Annotated in this window: 21 protein-coding genes; 11 read left to right on the forward strand and 10 right to left on the reverse strand. The window is 69.9% G+C overall.

Annotated elements, in window-relative coordinates:
- Positions 1 to 18: 18 nt before the first annotated feature.
- The 4 genes from KME77_RS29705 to KME77_RS02130 form a co-directional block, all read right to left on the reverse strand.
- Positions 19 to 150, reverse strand: coding sequence for a hypothetical protein (locus tag KME77_RS29705; protein WP_281424005.1), 132 nt, complete (start codon positions 148 to 150; stop codon positions 19 to 21).
- A gap of 84 nt (positions 151 to 234) precedes the next feature.
- Positions 235 to 1173, reverse strand: coding sequence for an NAD-dependent epimerase/dehydratase family protein (locus KME77_RS02120; protein WP_219461082.1), 939 nt, complete (start codon positions 1171 to 1173; stop codon positions 235 to 237).
- 10 nt (positions 1174 to 1183) lie between these two features.
- Positions 1184 to 1450 (reverse strand): mycothiol system anti-sigma-R factor, encoded by a 267-nt coding sequence (gene rsrA / locus KME77_RS02125; protein ID WP_219461085.1) that lies wholly within the window; start codon positions 1448 to 1450, stop codon positions 1184 to 1186.
- Positions 1447 to 2052 (reverse strand): sigma-70 family RNA polymerase sigma factor, encoded by a 606-nt coding sequence (locus KME77_RS02130; RefSeq protein WP_219461090.1) that lies wholly within the window; start codon positions 2050 to 2052, stop codon positions 1447 to 1449. Before KME77_RS02130 ends, rsrA begins: the two co-directional genes overlap by 4 nt.
- 233 nt (positions 2053 to 2285) lie before the next feature.
- Between KME77_RS02130 and KME77_RS02135 the strand changes: the two genes are divergently transcribed.
- Positions 2286 to 3065 carry a class I SAM-dependent methyltransferase gene (locus KME77_RS02135; protein WP_219461093.1) on the forward strand — a complete coding sequence of 260 codons (780 nt, stop codon included), beginning with the start codon at positions 2286 to 2288 and terminating at the stop codon, positions 3063 to 3065.
- Positions 3066 to 3145: 80 nt separating this feature from the next.
- Here KME77_RS02135 and KME77_RS02140 read toward each other — a convergent pair whose 3' ends face one another.
- Positions 3146 to 3478, reverse strand: coding sequence for a TraR/DksA family transcriptional regulator (locus tag KME77_RS02140; RefSeq protein ID WP_219461096.1), 333 nt, complete (start codon positions 3476 to 3478; stop codon positions 3146 to 3148).
- A gap of 159 nt (positions 3479 to 3637) precedes the next feature.
- Positions 3638 to 4384: an SOS response-associated peptidase gene (locus KME77_RS02145; RefSeq protein ID WP_219461099.1), complete on the reverse strand. Its 747-nt coding sequence runs from the start codon at positions 4382 to 4384 to the stop codon at positions 3638 to 3640.
- A gap of 115 nt (positions 4385 to 4499) precedes the next feature.
- Here KME77_RS02145 and KME77_RS02150 point away from each other — a divergent pair, with 115 nt between their 5' ends.
- The 4 genes from KME77_RS02150 (at position 4500) to hisN (ending at position 9145) form a co-directional block, all read left to right on the forward strand.
- Positions 4500 to 5528 carry an NAD(P)-dependent alcohol dehydrogenase gene (locus KME77_RS02150; protein WP_219461102.1) on the forward strand — a complete coding sequence of 343 codons (1029 nt, stop codon included), beginning with the start codon at positions 4500 to 4502 and terminating at the stop codon, positions 5526 to 5528.
- A 132-nt stretch (positions 5529 to 5660) separates the two neighbouring features.
- Positions 5661 to 6959 carry a 3-phosphoshikimate 1-carboxyvinyltransferase gene (gene aroA, locus KME77_RS02155; RefSeq protein ID WP_219461108.1) on the forward strand — a complete coding sequence of 433 codons (1299 nt, stop codon included), beginning with the start codon at positions 5661 to 5663 and terminating at the stop codon, positions 6957 to 6959.
- A 238-nt stretch (positions 6960 to 7197) separates the two neighbouring features.
- A complete protein-coding gene (rsgA, locus tag KME77_RS02160; RefSeq protein WP_219461144.1) occupies positions 7198 to 8259 on the forward strand; it encodes a ribosome small subunit-dependent GTPase A in 1062 nt (353 codons plus the stop codon).
- 103 nt (positions 8260 to 8362) lie between these two features.
- Positions 8363 to 9145 carry a histidinol-phosphatase gene (hisN, locus tag KME77_RS02165; RefSeq protein WP_219461110.1) on the forward strand — a complete coding sequence of 261 codons (783 nt, stop codon included), beginning with the start codon at positions 8363 to 8365 and terminating at the stop codon, positions 9143 to 9145.
- A 67-nt stretch (positions 9146 to 9212) separates the two neighbouring features.
- On the opposite strand, the gene KME77_RS02170 is transcribed toward hisN, so the two are convergent.
- Entirely contained in the window at positions 9213 to 9998 is a 786-nt protein-coding gene (locus KME77_RS02170) for a fructosamine kinase family protein (protein WP_219461114.1), read from the reverse strand.
- The gene (locus KME77_RS02175) at positions 9985 to 10458 is read right to left on the reverse strand and encodes a low molecular weight protein-tyrosine-phosphatase (protein WP_246609038.1); all 474 of its coding nucleotides are present in this window, start codon (positions 10456 to 10458) and stop codon (positions 9985 to 9987) included. Before KME77_RS02175 ends, KME77_RS02170 begins: the two co-directional genes overlap by 14 nt.
- Before the next feature lie 120 nt (positions 10459 to 10578).
- Here KME77_RS02175 and pstS point away from each other — a divergent pair, with 120 nt between their 5' ends.
- The 5 genes from pstS to KME77_RS02200 are packed head-to-tail and all read left to right on the forward strand — an operon-like array spanning position 10579 to position 15076.
- Positions 10579 to 11694 (forward strand): phosphate ABC transporter substrate-binding protein PstS, encoded by a 1116-nt coding sequence (pstS, locus tag KME77_RS02180; protein WP_219461119.1) that lies wholly within the window; start codon positions 10579 to 10581, stop codon positions 11692 to 11694.
- Between the two features lie 6 nt (positions 11695 to 11700).
- On the forward strand, positions 11701 to 12681 hold the full coding sequence (gene pstC / locus KME77_RS02185) for a phosphate ABC transporter permease subunit PstC (protein WP_219461122.1): 981 nt from the start codon (positions 11701 to 11703) through the stop codon (positions 12679 to 12681).
- The gene (gene pstA, locus KME77_RS02190; protein ID WP_219461126.1) at positions 12678 to 13568 is read left to right on the forward strand and encodes a phosphate ABC transporter permease PstA; all 891 of its coding nucleotides are present in this window, start codon (positions 12678 to 12680) and stop codon (positions 13566 to 13568) included. Before pstC ends, pstA begins: the two co-directional genes overlap by 4 nt.
- Positions 13569 to 13583: 15 nt before the next feature.
- Positions 13584 to 14360 (forward strand): phosphate ABC transporter ATP-binding protein PstB, encoded by a 777-nt coding sequence (pstB, locus tag KME77_RS02195; RefSeq protein WP_219461130.1) that lies wholly within the window; start codon positions 13584 to 13586, stop codon positions 14358 to 14360.
- A complete protein-coding gene (locus tag KME77_RS02200; RefSeq protein ID WP_219461133.1) occupies positions 14360 to 15076 on the forward strand; it encodes a response regulator transcription factor in 717 nt (238 codons plus the stop codon). The genes pstB and KME77_RS02200 overlap by 1 nt, the downstream gene beginning before the upstream one ends.
- A gap of 48 nt (positions 15077 to 15124) precedes the next feature.
- On the opposite strand, the gene KME77_RS28980 is transcribed toward KME77_RS02200, so the two are convergent.
- Both KME77_RS28980 and KME77_RS02210 read right to left on the reverse strand, forming a co-directional pair.
- A complete protein-coding gene (locus KME77_RS28980) occupies positions 15125 to 16333 on the reverse strand; it encodes a serine hydrolase (protein ID WP_246609039.1) in 1209 nt (402 codons plus the stop codon).
- A gap of 33 nt (positions 16334 to 16366) precedes the next feature.
- A complete protein-coding gene (locus KME77_RS02210) occupies positions 16367 to 17200 on the reverse strand; it encodes a phenylalanine 4-monooxygenase (RefSeq protein ID WP_308250508.1) in 834 nt (277 codons plus the stop codon).
- A gap of 182 nt (positions 17201 to 17382) precedes the next feature.
- Between KME77_RS02210 and KME77_RS02215 the strand changes: the two genes are divergently transcribed.
- Positions 17383 to 17847, forward strand: a complete 465-nt coding sequence (locus KME77_RS02215; RefSeq protein WP_219461138.1) for an Lrp/AsnC family transcriptional regulator — start codon at positions 17383 to 17385, stop codon at positions 17845 to 17847.
- Positions 17848 to 18657: the final 810 nt, after the last annotated feature.

Genomic DNA, 18657 nt, shown 5'->3' on the forward strand with positions numbered 1-18657 from the left:
GTGCTCAGGTCAGGGCGCTCAGGTCCAGGACACCCCGGGAGGCACGGCGGCGCCACCGCTGCTCATGAGCAGCGTCAGGACCGGGGTGATCAGCACGGCGGTCATGAACAGCCGGGCGATCGTCGCCTTCAACATCCAGCTCGCCTCCACGTCGGATCCTGCCGCTCACGCTACAGAAAGGGAGGTCGGCGCACGGCCGGAGTGGGAAATCGCAAGCAAAGCGTAATCAACCAACTACCGGGGGCGACTCCGGGCCCACTCGACGGTCTTCTTGATCCCGGTGGCCAGGTCGGTGCGCGGCTGCCAGCCGAGCCCGTCGTAGGCGGGCACCGGATCGACCGCCATGGCGGGCAGATCCCCGCGGCGCGGCGGCGCGAAACCCGGCTTGTCAGGGGCGCTCGCGGCGTCGGCGATCAGCGAGTGGAGCCTGCGGTCGGTGGTCTGGAGGCCGGTGCCGAGGTTGAAGCGCCGCCCGTCGCCCTCTGAGCCGCACGCCTTGACGAAGCCGTCGACCACGTCCTCGACGTAGACGTAGTCGCGGGTCTGCGTGCCGTCGCCGAACAGCACCGTGGGCGTGCCGGCGAGCAGGCCGTCGGTGAAGATGGCCACGACCCCGGCCTCGCCCTCCGGCGACTGGCGCGGGCCGTACACGTTGGACAGCACGAGCGTCGTGTACTCCAGGCCGTGCAGCGCCCGGAAGGTGGCCAGGTAGATCTCGCCGCTCAGCTTCGAGGCCGCGTACGGGGAGCGCGGGTCGGTCGCGGCGTCGCCGGGCACCGGAATGGTCTGCGGCCTGCCGTAGACCGCGACGGACGAGGCGAACAAGACCTTGCGGGTGTTGCCCTCCTGCGCGGCCGTGAGGATCGAGGCGGTGCCCTGGACGTTCACGCTAGCGTCGTGGACCGGGTCGGCGACGCTCTTGCGCACGCTGATCTGCGCGGCGAGGTGGCAGATGACCTCCGGGTGCACCTCTGCGGCCAGGCCGATCACGGCGGGGTCGCGCACGTCCAGCTCGTGCAGCCGGAACCGGTCGTGCCGGGCCGCCGCGGCGAGGTTGTCGCGGCTGCCGGACGACAGGTCGTCCACCACCACGACGTCGTGCCCCTCGGCCAGCAGGCGATCGACGAGATTCGACCCGATGAAGCCGGCTCCCCCGGTGACCATCACGCGCATGGGAGGAATCTTAGTCGGACAGCTCCGAACGCACCTGCGCGATGCGGGCCAGAACCTTGGACCGCAGATCGCCGGGGACCGGGTCGCAGCCGCAGTGCTTGGCCACGAGCGCCTTGACGGCCTTGTCGAGGTCGTACTCCTTGAGGCAGGGGCCGCACTCCTCGAGGTGCACGCGGATCTCGACCACGCTTCCCTCCGTCAGCTCGCCGTCGAGGTAGGCGTAGACCTTGTCCAGCACTTCACGACAGTCGGTGTCGTGCGGCTTGCCACAGCTCATTTCGACCCCTCCGCCGGGACCAGCCCGCGCTCGCGAGCGTAGTCTTCCAGCAGTCCGCGAAGCTGCCTGCGCCCGCGATGCAACCTTGACATCACGGTGCCGATCGGGGTGCCCATGATGTCGGCGATCTCCTTGTACGGGAAGCCCTCGACGTCGGCGAGGTAGACCGCGATCCGGAACTCCTCGGGGAGCTCGGCCAGCGCCTGCTTGATGTCACCGTCAGGAAGGTGCTCCAGCGCCTCGACCTCGGCCGACTTCAGCCCGCTCGAGGTGTGCGACTCGGCGCGGGCGAGCTGCCAGTCCTCGATCTCCTCGGTGCCGGACTGCTTGGGCTCGCGCTGCTTCTTGCGGTAGCTGTTGATGAAAGTGTTGGTCAGGATCCGGTAGAGCCACGCCTTGAGGTTCGTGCCCTCCTGGAACTGGTGGAACGATGCGAACGCCTTGGCGAAGGTCTCCTGTAGCAGGTCCTCCGCGTCCGCAGGGTTCCGGGTCATCCGGAGCGCGGCGGAGTAGAGCTGGTCGAGGTAAGGCATGGCTTCACGCTCGAACCGCTCACTTCGCTGTTCCAGAGTCTCCGCGCCTGTCGCGGGCACCGGACCCACCCCCCTAAGATCACCGGTGGCCGGCTGTCGCGGTACACCGTACTCAGGGGAGAATACCCGCTCGTCAGCGACCGGTCCGTCACCGGGGAGGGGTTCGAGCAATGTGAGCATGCTCGTCGCAACACGCCCGCACCCTTGTCTGTTCCCGCAAGATAGAAGGTGACGAACGACCCGGTGCGGGGAAAACCATACGTACCGGCTGGTAGCCATTTCCCGGAACCCAGGAGTCGCGTGTGCTGCCCATTCCGGCCGAGGAACTGAACGGCTCAGGGACTCTCGGGCCGTACTGGACCTTCTACCGCGCCGTTGTCGCCGAGCAGCTGACCCGGTGGCTCCCCGAGAAACCCTCCGTGGTGCTCGACCTGTCGGGTGGCCGCGGGCGCTGGTCCGGGCAGGCCGCCAGGGCCGGGCACCGCGTGATCGAGCTGATCGACTTCCGCCGCACGCTGACGGACCCGCAGCCGAGGATGACCGACCAGCAGTCGCGCCTGCGCGACATGGACCTGCATGACACGGAGCGGGTGCGCCAGGTGCGCGCCGACGACCTGGCGTGCCTGCCGGACGAATGCGTGGACGCGGTGGTCGCCGAGGAACGCGCCATGTCGATCGAGCTGATGGCCGAGTCGGTGATGGGCGACGTGGCCCGGGTGCTGCGGCCCGGCGGCCGGGCGCTGGTCTGCGTCGACTCGCTGGTGCTGGGCATGGCGATCCTGGCCGAGCAGGGGCAGTGGCAGCACCTGCGGCAGACGGGCGAGGTCATGCTGGTGCCCTGGCCCGACGGCAGCATCACCCGCTGCTTCAGCAGCGCGCAGTTGCGCGAGCTGCTGGCCGGCGCCGGCCTGGAGGTGGAGTGGGTACGGCCGCGCACGGTGCTGTCGCCCTCCACCGTCGACCACGTGCTCGGCTCCGACGCGCGGGCGCTGACCTGGCTGGTGCGCACCGAGCTCGACGCGCACCCGGACGACGACGACACCGTCGGCATCCACCTGGTGGCCAGCGTCGTCAAGAAGTAGCGGCGGCGCGGCCGGTCGGCGGTCGGTCAGCGATCAGCCGGCGATCGGAGGTCGGCCGGCGATCAGCAGTCGGCCGGCGATCAGCGGCGGCGTTCCTGCTTGCTCTGGCAGCCGACGCACCGCGCCGCCTCCGGCCGGGCCTCCAGGCGGCCCTCCGGCACCGGCTTGCCGCAGTCGACGCACATGCCGTACGTGCCCTCCTCCAGCCGCTTGAGCGCCTCGATCACCGCCCTGCGCTGGGTGGTGGCGACGGTCAGCATGGCCTGGGCGCGGTCGGCGTCGGTCAGGTCCGAGCCCGCGTCGGCCGCCGAGTGCTCGCGGATCGCGACGGGGTCACCCTGCAGCACCCCGATCGAGCGGTCCAGGTCCGCGAGCATCTTCTCCAGCCGCTCATGAGCGGTCGTGTCGTCCACGAATCCGCACCTCCGGGTGAGGGAAGGGGGGCAACCCGCAGCGGGACTCCCCGGAGATCCCGCTCGGCGCATTAATGGGGCATTCTGTGGCGGTGACTCCGGGTGAACGGATGCATCGCTTTCCTGACCGAATGCCCACAACACGAGGTTTTTACACCTTTACGAAAGGGCGGCCTGCTCTTCCGGTGGAAGGGGTTTGATGAGGTCGGGACCGTTGTTCCGGACATTGTTCACGTCCGTGGACACGGGCACCGCGGTCAGCCGCCCGGGATCGGCCGGCACCAGCAGCCCCGACACCTGGTCGGCGTCGGTGAGCTGGGGGTCGAGCCATTCGGCCCAGCGCTCCCGCTCGATCATCATGGGCATCCTGTCGTGGATGCGGCCGAGGTCGTCCTCGGCGTCCGTGGTGATGACCGTGCAGGTCACCAGCCATTTGAGCGGATCGTCGTCGTCGCGGCCCTTGTCCTTCCAGAACTCGTACAGGCCCGCCATGGCCAGCACCCCGCCGTCCGCCGGATGGATGAAGTACGGCTGCTTTTTCTTCTTGTCGCCCTCGACCGGCATCCACTCGAAATAGCCGTCGGCCGGCAAAAGGCACCTGCGCTTGGCGAACGCCTGACGATAGGACGGCTTCTCGGCCACCGTCTCGATCCTGGCGTTGATCATCCGCGAGCCGACGGACGGGTCCTTGGCCCAGGCCGGGACCAGACCCCACTTGACGACCCGCAGCTGCCGCACCGCGCGCTCGGCGTCCTTCGGCACCCGGCTGAGGACGGCATAGACGTTCTTGGTCGGCGCGACGTTGTAGTCGGGCCCGAGCTCGGTGTCCGGGTCGCCGTCCTGCTCGACCTGGAACTCCTCCAGCAGCTCGTGCTTCTTGCGCGCCGACGCGTATCTACCACACATGACTACACACTGCCACGAAAGAATGGCGCAGACGACTTCCGAACGCATGTCCGGGACTTTTCAGCCGTCCCCGACGGGGCTTTTCCAGCCGTCCCCGATGAGGTAAGCAGGCGCCATGAAGGCTTTCCAGCTCGTAGCGCCGGGCAAAGCGGAGATCACCGAGGTGGACGTCCCCGAGCCGGGTCCGGGCGAAGTGCTGCTGGAGGTCACCGGATCCGGCGTGTGCCACTCCGACCTGCACCTCCTCCACGTGGAGGGGCTCCCCTTCCCGATGACGCTCGGCCACGAGCCGGCCGGGCGGGTGGCCGCCGCCGGCCCCGACGTGACGGGCTGGGACACAGGCGCCACCGCGATCGGCTACCTCGCCTGGGGGTGCGGCGTGTGCCGCCAGTGCGCCGTCGGCGCCGAGAACGTCTGCGAGCGCTTCCCCCGCGCCTTCCCGCCCGGCCCCGGCCTCGGTTATCCCGGCGCGATGGCCGAGTACATGCTCTTCCCCGCGCGGGCGCTGGTCCCGCTCGGCGACCTCGACCCCGTCGAGTCGGCTCCGCTGGCCGACGCCGGGCTCACGCCGTACCACGCCATCGTCCGCTCGCGCGACCTGCTCACGCCCTCGGCGACCGCCGTGGTGATCGGCGTGGGCGGGCTCGGGCACATGGCGGTGCAGATCCTGCGCGCCGTCACCGGCAGCAGGATCGTCGCGGTGGACGTGGACCCGGCCCGGCTGCGGGCGGCCCGCACCTACGGCGCGGACGAGGCGCTCGTGTCCGACGGCGACGTCACGGCCGCGATCCTGGACCTGACCGGCGGGGTCGGCGCCGACGTGGTGCTCGACTTCGTCGGCTCCCAGGCCACCATGGCGATCGGCGCCGCGACCATCGCGTCGTACGGCGACCTGGCGGTGGTCGGGCTGGCCGGCGGCACGCTGGCCTTCGGCGGGGAGATCACCGCCCGGGGGCTGCCCTGGGGCGTCACGGTCAGCACGCCGTACGGGGGCACGCGGCGCGACCTGCACGAGGTGCTCGCGCTGGCCCGGCAGGGCCGCATCAAGGCCCAGGTCGAGCGGCACCCGCTGGCGGACGCGGCGGCCGTGCTCGACCGCCTCGAAGCGGGCCAGGTCCAGGGCCGCGCGGTCCTGATCCCCTGACCACGGGCAGCCCGTATGGTCCCGCCTCCCGGGCCGGTACCGGCCCGTACGGTCCCGATCCCCCGCCGCGGGCTGCTCCGATCGCCGGCCGCGCGCAGTCGTGCGGCGGGTCATCCCCAGTAGGCTTTGACCATGCCCGCACCGCACTGGCCCGCGCCCACCGCGACCGCTCCCGTGGCCGCGTCGATCGACCTGCCCGGCTCCAAGTCCGTGACCAACCGGGCGCTGCTGCTCGCCGCGCTCGCCGACGGCCCGGGCGTGGTGCGCAGGGCGCTGCGCAGCCGCGACGCCGACCTCATGGTGAGCGCGCTGCGCGCGCTGGGCACCACCCTGACCTCGTCGAACGAGACCGCGGCCGCCGTCGACTGGCAGGTGACCCCCGGCCCGGTGCGCGGCGGCGCGAGCATCGACGCGGGCCTGGCGGGCACGGTCATGCGCTTCGTGCCGCCGATGGCGGCGCTGGCCGACGGCCCGGTCTCCTTCGACGGCGACCCGCACGCCCGCAAGCGCCCGATGGGCCCCATCCTCGACGGCCTGCGCGCCCTGGGCGCCCGCGTCGACAACGACGCCCTGCCGTTCACCGTCGAGGGCCCGCTGGCGGGTGGCGAGGTCACGCTGGACGCGTCGGGCTCGTCGCAGTTCGTCTCGGGGCTGCTGCTGGCGGCGGCGCGCTTCGAGAAGGGCGTCACGATCCGCCACGTCGGCCCGCCGGTGCCCTCGCAGCCGCACATCGAGATGACGATCCAGATGCTCAGGGCGGCCGGCGTCACGGTCGACGACCACGAGCGCGACGTGTGGCGGGTCGAGCCCGGCCCGATCGCGGCCGGAGACCTGACCGTCGAGCCCGACCTGTCCAACGCCGCCCCCTTCCTGGGCGCGGCCCTGGTCACCGGCGGCACGGTCACCGTCCCCGGCTGGCCGCTGGAGACCACGCAGCCGGGCGACGCGCTGCGCGGCCTGCTCACCTCGATGGGCGCCACGGTCAGGCTGATCCCCGGCGACGACAACGGCACCGGCTCCGGCACGCTCACCCTGACCGGCGGCGGGCGGGTCGAGGGCATCGACGCCGACCTGCACGAGGTGGGTGAGCTGACGCCCACGATCGCCGTCCTGGCCGCCCTGGCCGGCTCCCCGTCCCGGATCAGGGGCGTCGCCCACCTGCGCGGCCACGAGACCGACCGCCTGTCGGCCCTGGTCACCGAGATCAACCGGCTGGGCGGCGACGCGGAGGAGACCGCCGACGGCCTGATCGTCCGCCCGCGCCCGCTGCGCGGCGGCGTCTTCCACAGTTACGACGACCACCGCATGGCCACGGCCGGAGCGGTCGTCGGCCTGACGGTGCCCGGCGTCGAGGTGGAGAACATCGCGACGACGGCCAAGACACTGCCCGAGTTCGTCCAGATGTGGACGGCCATGCTGGACTCCCGATGACGGCCCCCGGCCCAGGACCGTACACACGCCTCCAGCGTCCCCCCAGGAGGCCGCAGCCGGGCCGGGAAGCCCGTACGGGCATGGCGGCGCGATGGGCGGGCACAAACCCCGCTGAAGGCCCGTACGAGGGAGCGGCAGCCGCCGCCGTCCCCAGGGACCGGGCAACGGGCGGACATTCAGGTCACCTCCCCCAGGGTGGGCGGGCCGACGGTGGGAGCGAACGCATGGGAGCAGGCCGCTGAGGAAGCGGGAGTACGACGAGGACGACGTACGGGTCAGGCCGGGCAAGGGCTCGCGGCCACGGACCCGCATCAGGCCTGCGCACGAGGACGCCGTGGAGGGCTTCGTGGTCGCCGTCGACCGCGGCCGCTACACCGCGCTCGTCGAGCCGGAGCGGGTCAAGGGCCAGAAGCGCAAGCAGCCGCAGCGGCACCTGGTGGTCGCGATGAAGGCGCGTGAGCTGGGCCGCAAGGGCATCGTGGTCGGCGACCGGGTGGCGCTGGTCGGCGACGTCTCGGGCCGCCCCGACACCCTGGCCCGGGTCGTACGGGTGGAGCCGCGCACGTCGATGCTGCGGCGCTCCGCCGACGACACCGAGGACACCGACGGCATCGAACGCCCGGTCGTCGCCAATGCCGACCAGCTGGTCATCGTGACCGCGCTCGCCGACCCGCCGCCCCGGCCGCGGATGATCGACCGGATCCTGGTGGCGGCGTTCGACGCGGAGATCGACCCGCTGCTCTGCCTGACCAAGTCCGACCTCGCGCCGCCCGACGAGCTGGTGGCCCTGTACGAGCCGCTGGAGGTGCCCCACGTCATCGTGCGCAAGGGCGGCGACCTGGACGAGCTGCGCGAGCACCTGACCGGACGGATCAGCGTGCTGGTCGGTCACTCGGGCGTGGGCAAGTCCACCCTGGTCAACGCGCTCGTCCCGGACGCCAACCGGGCCGTCTCGCACGTCAACGCCGTCACCGGCCGCGGCCGCCACACCTCGACGTCCGCGGTCGCGCTCGAACTGCCCGACGGCGGCTGGATCATCGACACCCCCGGCGTGCGCAGCTTCGGGCTGGCCCACGTGGCGGTGGAGACGGTGCTGGCGGCCTTCCCCGACCTGATCGAGGGCACGATCGAGTGTCCCAAGGGCTGCACCCACCTGGACGCCGACTGCGCGCTCGACGCCTGGGTGGCGGCGGGCCACGCCGACCCCGTCCGCCTGGAGTCGCTGCGCCGCCTGCTGTCCATCCGCGAAGGCGCCCCCGACACCCGCGAGACCGCCCAGGACGACACGACCGCTCCATGACGTGCCCCGACCCCGTCCCCACCGCCAGAAACCGGACTTATCAGAAAAGGGGCCCCACCGGTGACTGATGTCAAGCGGGCAAGTCACGGTAGCGTGGCACATCGTGCAGGGTTATAACGATGATCTACGGCTGGCTCACGTCATGGCGGACGCCGCCGACGACATGACCATGCGACGGTTCAAGGCGGTCGACCTCAAGGTCGACACCAAGCCGGACCTGACGCCGGTCAGCGACGCCGACCGCGCCGTCGAGGAGGCCATCCGCGGCACCCTGCGACGGGCCAGGCCACGGGACGCGGTGGTCGGCGAGGAGTTCGGCAAGACGGGCTGGGGCGCCAGGTCGTGGATCATCGACCCGATCGACGGCACGAAGAACTACGTGCGCGGCGTCCCGGTGTGGGCGACGCTGATCGCGCTGATGGAGTACGGCAAGGTCGTGGTGGGCCTGGTATCGGCCCCGGCGCTGGGCAAGCGCTGGTGGGCGGCGACCGAGGGCGGCGCCTGGACCGGCCGCAGCCTGGCCAAGGCCAGCCGGATGCGCGTCTCCTCGGTGTCCGACCTGCAGGACGCGTCGTTCTCGTACAGCAGCTTCGGCGGCTGGGAGAAGATGGGCAAGCTGGACAACTTCCTCGACCTGAGCCGGGCCTGCTGGCGGACCCGCGCGTACGGCGACTTCTGGTCGCACATGATGGTCGCGGAGGGCTCGGTGGAGGTGTCCGCCGAGCCGGAGCTGTCGCCTTGGGACATGGCCGCGCTGACGGTGATCGTCCAGGAGGCGGGCGGCGTCTGGACGGACCTCGCGGGCGTGCCGGGGCTGGAGGGCGGCAGCCTGGTCTGCACCAACGGCACCCTGCACGACGAGGTCCTCAGACGGCTCAACGCCTGAACGGCTCTGGCGCGCCTCACCGCCTGAACGGCGCTCACCTCACGCGCCTCATCGCCTGAACGGCTCTTCACAGGGCGAGCACGCGCCTCACCGCCTTCATCAAGCTGTCGCGATATGTCCCGCCATAGAGCACGACGTGCACCAGCAGCGGATGCAACTGGTGCAGCGGCACCCGCTCCCGCCACCCGTCCGCCAAGGGGAACTCCTCCCCGTACGCCCCCATGATCCGCTCCAGGTAGGGCGCCCCGAACAACGCCAGCATCGCCAGGTCCGTCTCCCGGTGCCCGCCATGGGCGGCCGGGTCGATGAGCACCCCGCGCCCCCGCGACCAGAGCACGTTCCCGCTCCACAGGTCCCCGTGGACGCGCGCCGGCGGCTCCGGCCGCCCGGTCACCTCGGCGAACCGCTCCACGGCCCGTTCGATCGCCGCCACGTCCTGGGCGGGCAGCCGCGCCCGCCGTACGAACGGCAGCACCCGGCGGGAGGCGTAGAACGACGGCCAGTCCGCGGCCGGCGAGTTGTCCATGGGCAGGTCGGCGATGAAGCCGGGCCAGGGCGCGCCGAACCGCGGAGCCCCGGCCCGGTGCAACCGCGCGAGGTCGCGCCCGAACCGTTCGGCGGCCCGCGCGGACGGCTGTTCGACCGGCACCCACGACAGGACGAGCCGCTCCATGGACGCCTCGATCACCGAGGGGACGGCGACGACCTCGCCCAGCCACCGCAGCCCTTCGGCCTCGGAGATGAACAAAGGAGAAACGGCTCCGGTCTTCGCGAACACCTCCCGCCCGTCCTCCAGCACGCCCCGCTGGAGCCGCCAGCCGTGGGAGGCGCCCAGGTCCTCAGTCGATCTCATCGGCGATGTGCTTCGCGACGCCTTCGGAGGCGGCCTCGACCAGCCGCAACACCTCTTCGAAGCCCTCCGGCCCACCGTAGTAGGGATCGGGCACCTCGGCCCCTTCGGGCGCGTCCGGGTCGAACGACCGGAACAGCCGCACCTCGACCTCTCCGGGCGCCATCCTGCGCAGGAACCGCAGGTTGTCCCGGTCCATGGCCAGCACCAGGTCGTACCGGTCGAACCAGTCGGCGGTGAACTGCCTGGCCCGGTGGTCGGAGCCGTCGTACCCGTGGTCGGCCAGCGTGCGCAGGGCGCGGGAGTCCATGGGGCCGCCGGCGTGCCAGCCGCCGGTGCCCGCGCTGTCGACGGCCACCCGGTCCCCGAGGCCGTGACCGGCGAGGGTCTTCCTGAGCACGGTCTCCGCCATGGGCGAGCGGCAGATGTTCCCCATGCAGACGAGGCAAACGCGATAGGTCATACGTCCCATCATGAGGGTGACCAGGGCCGTTCACCGAACGTTCAGCTTGCCGGGGGGTTTGAGTCACTTTGCCTGCGTACTTTCGTGGCGACTAAGGATCGAAGTGGGAGGAACCCAACCGTGAAGTATGCAGGCCGGCTCGCCGCCGTCGCCGTCGTCGGCGCGCTCTCGCTCGCTGCGTGCGGCACAGACAACAACGCCCCGGCTGACGCCGCCGGCAGCACCGCCGCCGCCACGGCTTCCGCGGGCAACGACAACGCTCTGAGCGGCACGATCAACGCCGCCGGATCGTCCGCACAGGCCAACGCGATCGACCAGTGGAAGAAGGACTTCCAGGGCAAGAACCCGGGGGTCAGCCTGAACTACCAGCCCAGCGGCTCGGGCGCGGGCGTCCAGGCGTTCATCCAGGGGACGGTCGCCTTCGCGGGTTCCGACTCGGCCCTGAACGAGGAGAAGGGCGAGCCCGCCCAGGCCGACGGCCGGTGCAAGACCGGCAAGGCCATCAACATCCCGATGGTGACCGGCCCGATCGCGGTCGTCTACAACCTGCCGGGCGTGGACGGCATCCAGTTGGCCCCCAAGACGCTCAGCGCCATTTTCAGCGGCAAGGTCACCAAGTGGGACGACGCGGCCATCAAGGCCGACAACCCGCAGGCCAAGCTGCCCGCCACGCCCATCCAGGCGTTCCACCGCGCCGATGAGTCGGGCACCAGCGACAACTTCACCAAGTTCCTCAAGGGCACCGCCGACTGGCCGTACGAGCCGGCCAAGGCGTGGCCGGCCGAGGCCAAGGGACAGGGCGCCAAGGGCTCCGACGGCATCGCCTCCTCGGTGAAGGGCGCCGAGGGCTCGATCAGCTACGTCGAGATGTCGTTCGCCGACAACTCCCAACTGCAGAAGGCCAAGGTCGCCAACGGCTCGGGCGAGTTCGTCGAGCTGACCGCCGACAGCGCGGCCAAGACGATCGAGACCGCCGAGATCAAGGGCACCGGCAACGACCTCAAGCTGAGCATCGACTACGCCACCAAGACTGCGGGCGCGTACCCGATCGTCCTGGTGACGTACGAGATCACGTGCGAGAAGGGCCTGCCCGAGGACCAGTCCAAGCTGGTCAAGGCCTTCCTCACCTACACGGCCAGCGACGAGGGCCAGGCCGCGCTGAAGGACCTGGGCTACGCCCCCCTCGCCGGGGACCTGCTGGCCAAGGTCCGCACGGCCATCGAGGCGATCGCCTAACACCCGATGACCACCAACCTCCGTACCCGTGACGGCGGACCGGCCACGAGCCGGCCCGCCTCGCGGCGCAGCCATGGTGAAGGACCCTTCAGGTACGCCTCCACCGGCGCGGGGATCATCCTGCTGGCGATCATGGCGGCCATCGCCGTGTTCCTCATCAGCGAGGCGATCCCCGCCCTGCAGGCGAACAAGGGGCACTTCCTCACCGAGCTGACCTGGGACCCCAACGGCAGCCAGGTCTTCGGCATCGGCGCCCTGGCGTTCGGTACCGTGCTCAGCTCGGCGATCGCGCTCGTCATCGCGACCCCCATCGCGGTCGGCGTGGCGCTGTTCATCTCCCACTACGCGCCCCGCCGCCTGGCCGGGCCGCTCGGTTACCTGGTGGACCTGCTCGCCGCCGTGCCCAGCGTGGTGTACGGACTGTGGGGCGTGGCCTTCCTGGTGCCGCTGCTGATCACCCCGTCGAAGTGGCTCAACGAGAACCTCGGCTGGTTCCCGCTGTTCGCCGGTGAGGGCGCGATCGGCGGCAAGACCATGCTCGCCGGCGGCATCGTCCTGGCGATCATGATCCTGCCGATCATCGCGGCCATCTCCCGCGAGGTGTTCCTCCAGGCTCCCAAGATGAACGAGGAGGCGGCGCTCGCGCTCGGCGCCACCCGCTGGGAGATGATCAGGATGGCCGTGCTGCCGTTCGGCCGCCCGGGTGTCATCAGCGCGGCGATGCTCGGCCTCGGCCGGGCGATGGGCGAGACCATCGCGGTCGCGCTGATCTTCCCCGCCACGTTCGGCATCAGCATCCAGATCCTCACCCCGAACGGCAACAGCATCGCGGCCAACATCGCCAACGGCTTCGGCGAGGCCACTCCGATCGGCCGCGGCGCGCTGATCGCCTCCGGTCTGGTGCTGTTCGTCATCACCCTGCTCGTCAACATAGCGGCCCGCATGGTCATCAACCGCCGCAAGGAGTACGCGAGGGCCGCCGCATGACCACCACCACAACCTCGACGATCCAGCACATCTCCACCGGCCGGCGCGTCAAGGACAAGCTCGTCCAAGGGCTGGTCTACCTGGCGTTCGGCCTGGCCGTCGTCCCGCTCGTGTCCGTGCTCTGGCTGGTCATCCAGAACGGCCTGGCCCGCTTCGACATGGAGTTCCTCACCCACTCGATGCGGAACATCGGCGCCCGCGACGCGGGCGGCGGCGCCTACCACGCCATCGTCGGCACGCTGGAGCAGGTCCTGCTGGCCTCGGCCATCTCCGTCCCCATCGGGCTGCTGACCGCGATCTACCTGGTCGAGTACGGCAACGGCGGCCGGTTGAGCCGGGCCATCAGCTTCTTCGTGGACGTCATGACCGGCATCCCGTCGGTGGTGGCGGGCCTGTTCATCCTGGCGTTCTGGATCCTGGTCCTGGGCATGCCGTTCTCCGGCTGGGCCGGCGCCATGGCGGTGTCCATCCTCATGATGCCGACCGTGGTCAGATCGGCCGAGGAGATGCTCCGCCTGGTGCCGACCGACCTGCGCGAGGCCTCGTACGCGCTGGGCGTGGCCAAGTGGCGCACCATCGTGAAGGTCGTGCTGCCGACCGCGCTGACCGGCATCATCACCGGCGTCATGCTGGCCGTGGCGCGGGTCGCGGGCGAGACCGCGCCGGTGCTGCTGACCGTCTTCTTCACCGACTCCATCAACTTCGACCCGTTCAGCGGGCCGCAGATGTCGCTTCCCCTCTACGTCTTCGACCAGGCAGGACGTCCCAACGACACCGCCATCGACCGTGCGTGGACCGGAGCGCTCACGCTCATCCTGATCGTCATGCTGCTCAACCTGGTGGCGCGTCTGATCGCCTGGTGGCGTTCGCCCGCCAGGGGCCGATAGGGGGTACAAGCCGCTATGTCCAAGCAAATCCAGGTTTCTGGCCTGGACGCCTACTACGGGGCGCACAAGGCCATCGAGGACGTCTCGATGACCATCGAGCCGCGTTCCATCACCGCGTTCATCGGCCCCTCCGGCTGCGGCAAGTCGACGTTCCTGCGCACCCTGAACCGCATGCACGAGGTCATCCCCGGCGCGCGCGTGGAGGGCAAGGTCCTGCTCGACGGCGAGGACCTGTACGGGAGCACCGTCGCGCCCGTCTCGGTCCGCCGCATGATCGGCATGGTCTTCCAGCGCCCGAACCCGTTCCCCACCATGTCGATCTACGAGAACGTGGCCGCCGGCCTCCGGCTCAACGGCCGCGTGGCGAAGTCGCAGCTCGACGGCATCGTCGAGGAGTCGCTGAAGGGCGCCAACCTCTGGAACGAGGTCAAGGACCGCCTCGGCAAGCCCGGCGCGGGCCTGTCCGGTGGCCAGCAGCAGCGGCTCTGCATCGCCCGGGCCATCGCGGTCAAACCGCAGGTCCTGCTGATGGACGAGCCGTGCTCGGCGCTCGACCCGATCTCCACCCTGGCCATCGAGGACCTGATGGCCAAGCTGAAGGACGAGTTCACGATCGTGATCGTCACCCACAACATGCAGCAGGCCGCCCGGGTCAGCGACAGGACCGCCTTCTTCAACCTCGCCGCGCAGGGCAAGCCCGGCAAGGTGGTCGAGATGGACGAGACCTCTCGCATGTTCACCAACCCCACCGAGAAGGCGACCGAGGACTACATCACAGGACGCTTCGGCTGATGATCCACCAGCAGGCGGCATCCACGGTGAACGGGGACACGAGGACGAAGCCAATCCTGCTCATAGCCGACCCCGACACGGGGGTCGTCGAGGATGTGTCCACCGCGCTCGAACACGAGGGGGTGGCCGTCACTGGCGCCCCCGACGGCGCCCAGGGCCTGATCCAGGCCGGGGCGCTGCAGCCCGACGTGGTGCTCGTCTCGGCCACGCTGCCCGTCATCGGCGCCGTCGACTTCGTCCGCGCGGTACGGCTCTCCCGGGCCGTGCCCGTGCTGCTCGGCGTCGGTGAGGGGCACGCCGAGCAGGCCGTCCAGGCGCTCGCGGCCGGCGCCGTCGCCTGCGTCGCCCGGCCGTACCGGGTGCCCGAGCTGCTGCCGTTCATCCACGCGGCCTCCCCCGAGGGCCGCAAGGTGCTGGTCGTGGGCGACGTCGAACTGGACGTGCAGGCCTACCAGGTACGGGTGGACGGCCGGATCGTGCACCTGCCGCTGCGGGAGTTCGAGCTGCTGCAGTACCTGATGCGCAACGCCGACCGCACGGTCACGCGCGAGCAGATCATGCGGCACGTATGGCAGACAGTGTCCAGCACCTCGACGAACACGATCGCGGTGCACGTCAAGCGGCTGCGGGCGCGGCTGGGCGACGACGAGGATGAGCTGATCCAGACGGTACGCGGCGTCGGCTACCGCCTGGTCACCCCGGCCGTCGCACCATGACCACCCGCCCAGCTGCTGCTTGGCGGATTCGCAGCCGTTTTGTCGGACTCACAGCTGCTTGCACGAGCGGAACGACTTCATGATCCGCTCGGCGACGCCCTCGACGGTGGCGATGCCCTGACCGGTGTCGCCATTGTTCTCGGTCAGCACGGCGACGGCGTAGTCATGCCCTTCCTCCCGCAGCAGACCGGCGCTGATGATGGCCCAGCGCTCGTTGGACACGTGCTTCAGCCAGCCGTTCTTCAGCGCCACCTTGTCGCCCTTGCACCTGGCCGCGCTGATGCCCCAGTCCTGGCCGTCGATCACCTTGCCCATCAGCTTGAGCACCTGCGCGCGGTCCTTGGCCTTGAGCGGGCTCTTCGACGACACCAGGCCCTTCATCAGGCGGACCTGGTCCTCGGCCGAGGTCCTGGTGATGCCCCAGCAGTACAGGTCGACGCAGTTGCCCGGAACGCCCTGCGTGTGACGCAGCCCGTACTTCCTGCCCGCCTTCGTGAACCCGGGCGCACCCCCGATGCGCAGCCAGAGGCGGTCGGCGGCATGGTTGTCGCTGTAGCGGATCATGAGGTCGGCGTCCCGCCGGGTGGCCTTCGACAGCTTGCTCCAGGGGGTCTTGAGCAGCAGGGCCATGAGGATCTGGACCTTGGCGGTGCTGGCGGTGATCATCCGCTCGCCGCGGTGGTAGCGGTAGAGACGCCCGTCGGTGAGGTCCTTGACCATGGCCGTGACGGGCCCCGGCCGGCCCGCCAGGAACCGGTCGAGCCGCTTGGTGATCTTCTTCGCCGGCACCGGCTTGGGCTTCTTCTTCACGGCGGCCTGCTGCTTGGTGGCAGGGCGCTGCTCGACAACGACCGGCTGCCCTGGCTGCCCTGGCTGCCCTGGCTGCCCTATGGCGAACGGCTGCTGAGTGCCAGGCAGCTGCCGCACGGCGAGCCACCGCTTCCCGGCACGCTGCCGGCTCGTAGCGGCAAGCTCCGGCCGCCGCTGCCGTGAGGGCCCGAACCGCTCGGGCTGCTGTTCCGAGGGCCCGGCCTCCTCGGGCTGCTGCTGTCGCGAGAGCCCGAGCCGCTCCCGCTCACTCTCGACAGTCCGCCGCTCGGCCGCCTGGAACGTGACAGACAGCCGGACGGCGTCGGACGAACGCGTGTCCGACGCCGCTCCTATGGCCAGCGGCAACAAGAAGATCGCCGCCACGACCATCCGGGCCACGACTGTGACCACGCTGGAGGGCACCCCGACACCTCTCCCCGCGATCATTCGTGAATTATCACGAATGAGAAAGAAGGGTCGCTAGTGGCCAGCGGCAAGCAGTTTGTGAACTATGTCGTCGTCACAGGTGTCCCAGAAGCCGCCCACGACGTCCTCCAGGTGCTGGAGCGAGTCCGCCCGGAACAACACGTCCTGATATTTCGTGATGTCGTAGTGCGTGGTGCCCATGGCACTTAGATCCAGCGGCCTGATGTCCATGCCGCGAAACTCCTCGATCTCCCCGTACGACGACAGGATCCCCGCCCCGTACGCCTTGAGCTCCGCGCCCTCCAGCATCACCCCGAACTCCAGCGTGAACCAGAACACCTTCGACACGAACTGCAGCGCCGCATCGGTCTCCACCCTGCGCGCGGCCGCTCCCGCCAGGCGGTAGAGCGCGGCGTACCGGTCGTTGGCCAGCGCGTTGGCGTGCCCGATCACCTCGTGCACGATGTCGGGCTCCGGCGTGTAGAACGGCACCGAGTGGTGGCGGATGTACTGGGTCGAGTGGAAGTACCCGTCCGCCAGCACCCCGTAGAAGTCCCGCAACGGCACCAGCCCGGCCGCCGGCAGATACCGGAACCCCGTCAACGGCTCCAGCAGCTGGGAGACCTCCTCCAACTGCGGGATCCGATCCTGCGGCAACCCCAGCCTCGTGACACCCGCCAGGTATTCGGCCGTCGCGTACTTGGCGTGCTTGACCGCCAGCTCCCTGGTGACCAGCGCCCAGACCTCGTGCTCCTGCTCGGTGTACTCGGCCAGCGGGATCGGCGTCCCGCGCTCGTGGTTCACCGCCAGCCCGGCGATCGCGTTGCGCCGCGCCCGGTACACCGGATCGGCGAACCCCGGATGAGACGCCGACAACTCAACCACCACCGAGCCATCCTCCTGGGCGGCAACCGGGGCGAAGTATTGCGCTTCCTCAAACATGACACCGATAACAGCAAGCTTCGCTTTTCCTGGCAAGAGCGCCCAGTTTTCCTGCACGATACGCTGGATTTCGTACGACAAGATCCGTCATTCCTGTACGAACCGCACAGCCCGCCGAAGGGACGCTTATGGACGATCTGGACACCCGATTGCTCGTCACCATGCGCGCCCACCCCCGCATCGGCCTCACCGAACTCGCCCGCCTCCTCGGCGTCGCCCGCGGCACCGTGCAGGCCCGCGTCGACAAGCTCACCGGCCGCGGCGTGATCGTCGACTTCGGCCCCACCGTCTCCACCTCCCGCGCCGGCTTCCCGATCCTGGCGTTCGTCTCCCTCCAGATCGCCCAGGGCCGCCTGAACGAAGCCGTCGAAGCACTGCGCGTGGTACCCCAGATCCTGGAGGTGTACGGGACGAGCGGGCAGCACGACCTACTCTGCCGCGTGGTCGCCCGAAGCACCGACCACCTGCAGGAGGTCATCGCCCGCATCCTGGCCTCACCGGCGGTGCAGCGCACGGACACGACGATCGCCCTCTCCAGCCAGATCCCGTACCGCGTCGAACCCCTGCTGGAGACGGCCACCCGAGACACCTAGCCTCCAAACTCGCCACACCTGCCCGGCGTCGTTCCTCGGCCACACCCCACGTTCCTTGGCCACGCCCCGCCCAGCCTCACCCCACGCCCGGCTTCGCTCCCCACCGCCCTCCTACTCCTGCCGCACTTCGCCCGGCTTCGCTCCTCGGCCGTACACGCCCACTTTCACTCCCCGCTTCGCCTCGCCCTGCTCGCCTCGCCTCGCTCCACTCCGCGCCGACCAACTTCAGGCAGCTCACCCCCTGGCAGCCTCCACGCTCACAGCCGCACCTGCCATCCGCACCCCGCCAATCGTTGTCCTGGACAGGTCCGCTTGAGCAGGTAGCCCCATCCGAACAGCAGCTGCCCTTGTTCACGCACAGAGACCGCTCTACGTGGTTTCCCCGCCTACGAATCTCGCACTGCGGCTAACCTCCGCCCCCTCGCGAGGGTCCGCCCGCCTCTAATGCTGGCTCCGTTTCTGCGATCAGCTCTGCCCGTGAAATGGATCCCCCGTCCGCCCTCTTCAGGCAAGCAGGCCCTCAAGGGGGACGAGATCATCGATGTCGGCGACGCCGACTTACGCGGCATGCCGTAGTGCGCCACGGGCCCCCTGCACTCCCCTTCGCCAGCACCAGGCTGACGAACAATACGAGCATCATCGTCGTCACAGTGCCGAATAGCGGAGCAGTCTTTTCTCACGTGACAAGGCTCGCTCAGACGAGGCTTGAAATCGTCAACCCACGGTACGATCTTCCGCCTGGAACCACGGTCTTAAGCGGCCACAGATACAGGCCCGTAAACGCAGAAAAGGCCCCCACGCTTAGCGTGG

Source organism: Nonomuraea rhizosphaerae (genome assembly GCF_019396405.1).
Taxonomy (GTDB): domain Bacteria; phylum Actinomycetota; class Actinomycetes; order Streptosporangiales; family Streptosporangiaceae; genus Nonomuraea; species Nonomuraea rhizosphaerae.

Bases quoted from the DNA above. Each gene is read 5' to 3' on its own strand.
- aroA (WP_219461108.1), top strand. From the start codon at position 5,661: ATGCCCGCACCGCACTGGCCCGCGCCCACCGCGACCGCTCCCGTGGCC.
- KME77_RS02215 (WP_219461138.1), top strand. From the start codon at position 17,383: ATGGACGATCTGGACACCCGATTGCTCGTCACCATGCGCGCCCACCCC.
- pstB (WP_219461130.1), top strand. From the start codon at position 13,584: ATGTCCAAGCAAATCCAGGTTTCTGGCCTGGACGCCTACTACGGGGCG.
- KME77_RS28980 (WP_246609039.1), bottom strand. From the start codon at position 16,333: ATGATCGCGGGGAGAGGTGTCGGGGTGCCCTCCAGCGTGGTCACAGTC.
- pstC (WP_219461122.1), top strand. From the start codon at position 11,701: ATGACCACCAACCTCCGTACCCGTGACGGCGGACCGGCCACGAGCCGG.
- KME77_RS02170 (WP_219461114.1), bottom strand. From the start codon at position 9,998: ATGAGATCGACTGAGGACCTGGGCGCCTCCCACGGCTGGCGGCTCCAG.
- KME77_RS02145 (WP_219461099.1), bottom strand. From the start codon at position 4,384: ATGTGTGGTAGATACGCGTCGGCGCGCAAGAAGCACGAGCTGCTGGAG.
- KME77_RS02175 (WP_246609038.1), bottom strand. From the start codon at position 10,458: ATGACCTATCGCGTTTGCCTCGTCTGCATGGGGAACATCTGCCGCTCG.
- KME77_RS02200 (WP_219461133.1), top strand. From the start codon at position 14,360: ATGATCCACCAGCAGGCGGCATCCACGGTGAACGGGGACACGAGGACG.
- KME77_RS02150 (WP_219461102.1), top strand. From the start codon at position 4,500: ATGAAGGCTTTCCAGCTCGTAGCGCCGGGCAAAGCGGAGATCACCGAG.
- pstA (WP_219461126.1), top strand. From the start codon at position 12,678: ATGACCACCACCACAACCTCGACGATCCAGCACATCTCCACCGGCCGG.
- rsrA (WP_219461085.1), bottom strand. From the start codon at position 1,450: ATGAGCTGTGGCAAGCCGCACGACACCGACTGTCGTGAAGTGCTGGAC.
- KME77_RS02120 (WP_219461082.1), bottom strand. From the start codon at position 1,173: ATGCGCGTGATGGTCACCGGGGGAGCCGGCTTCATCGGGTCGAATCTC.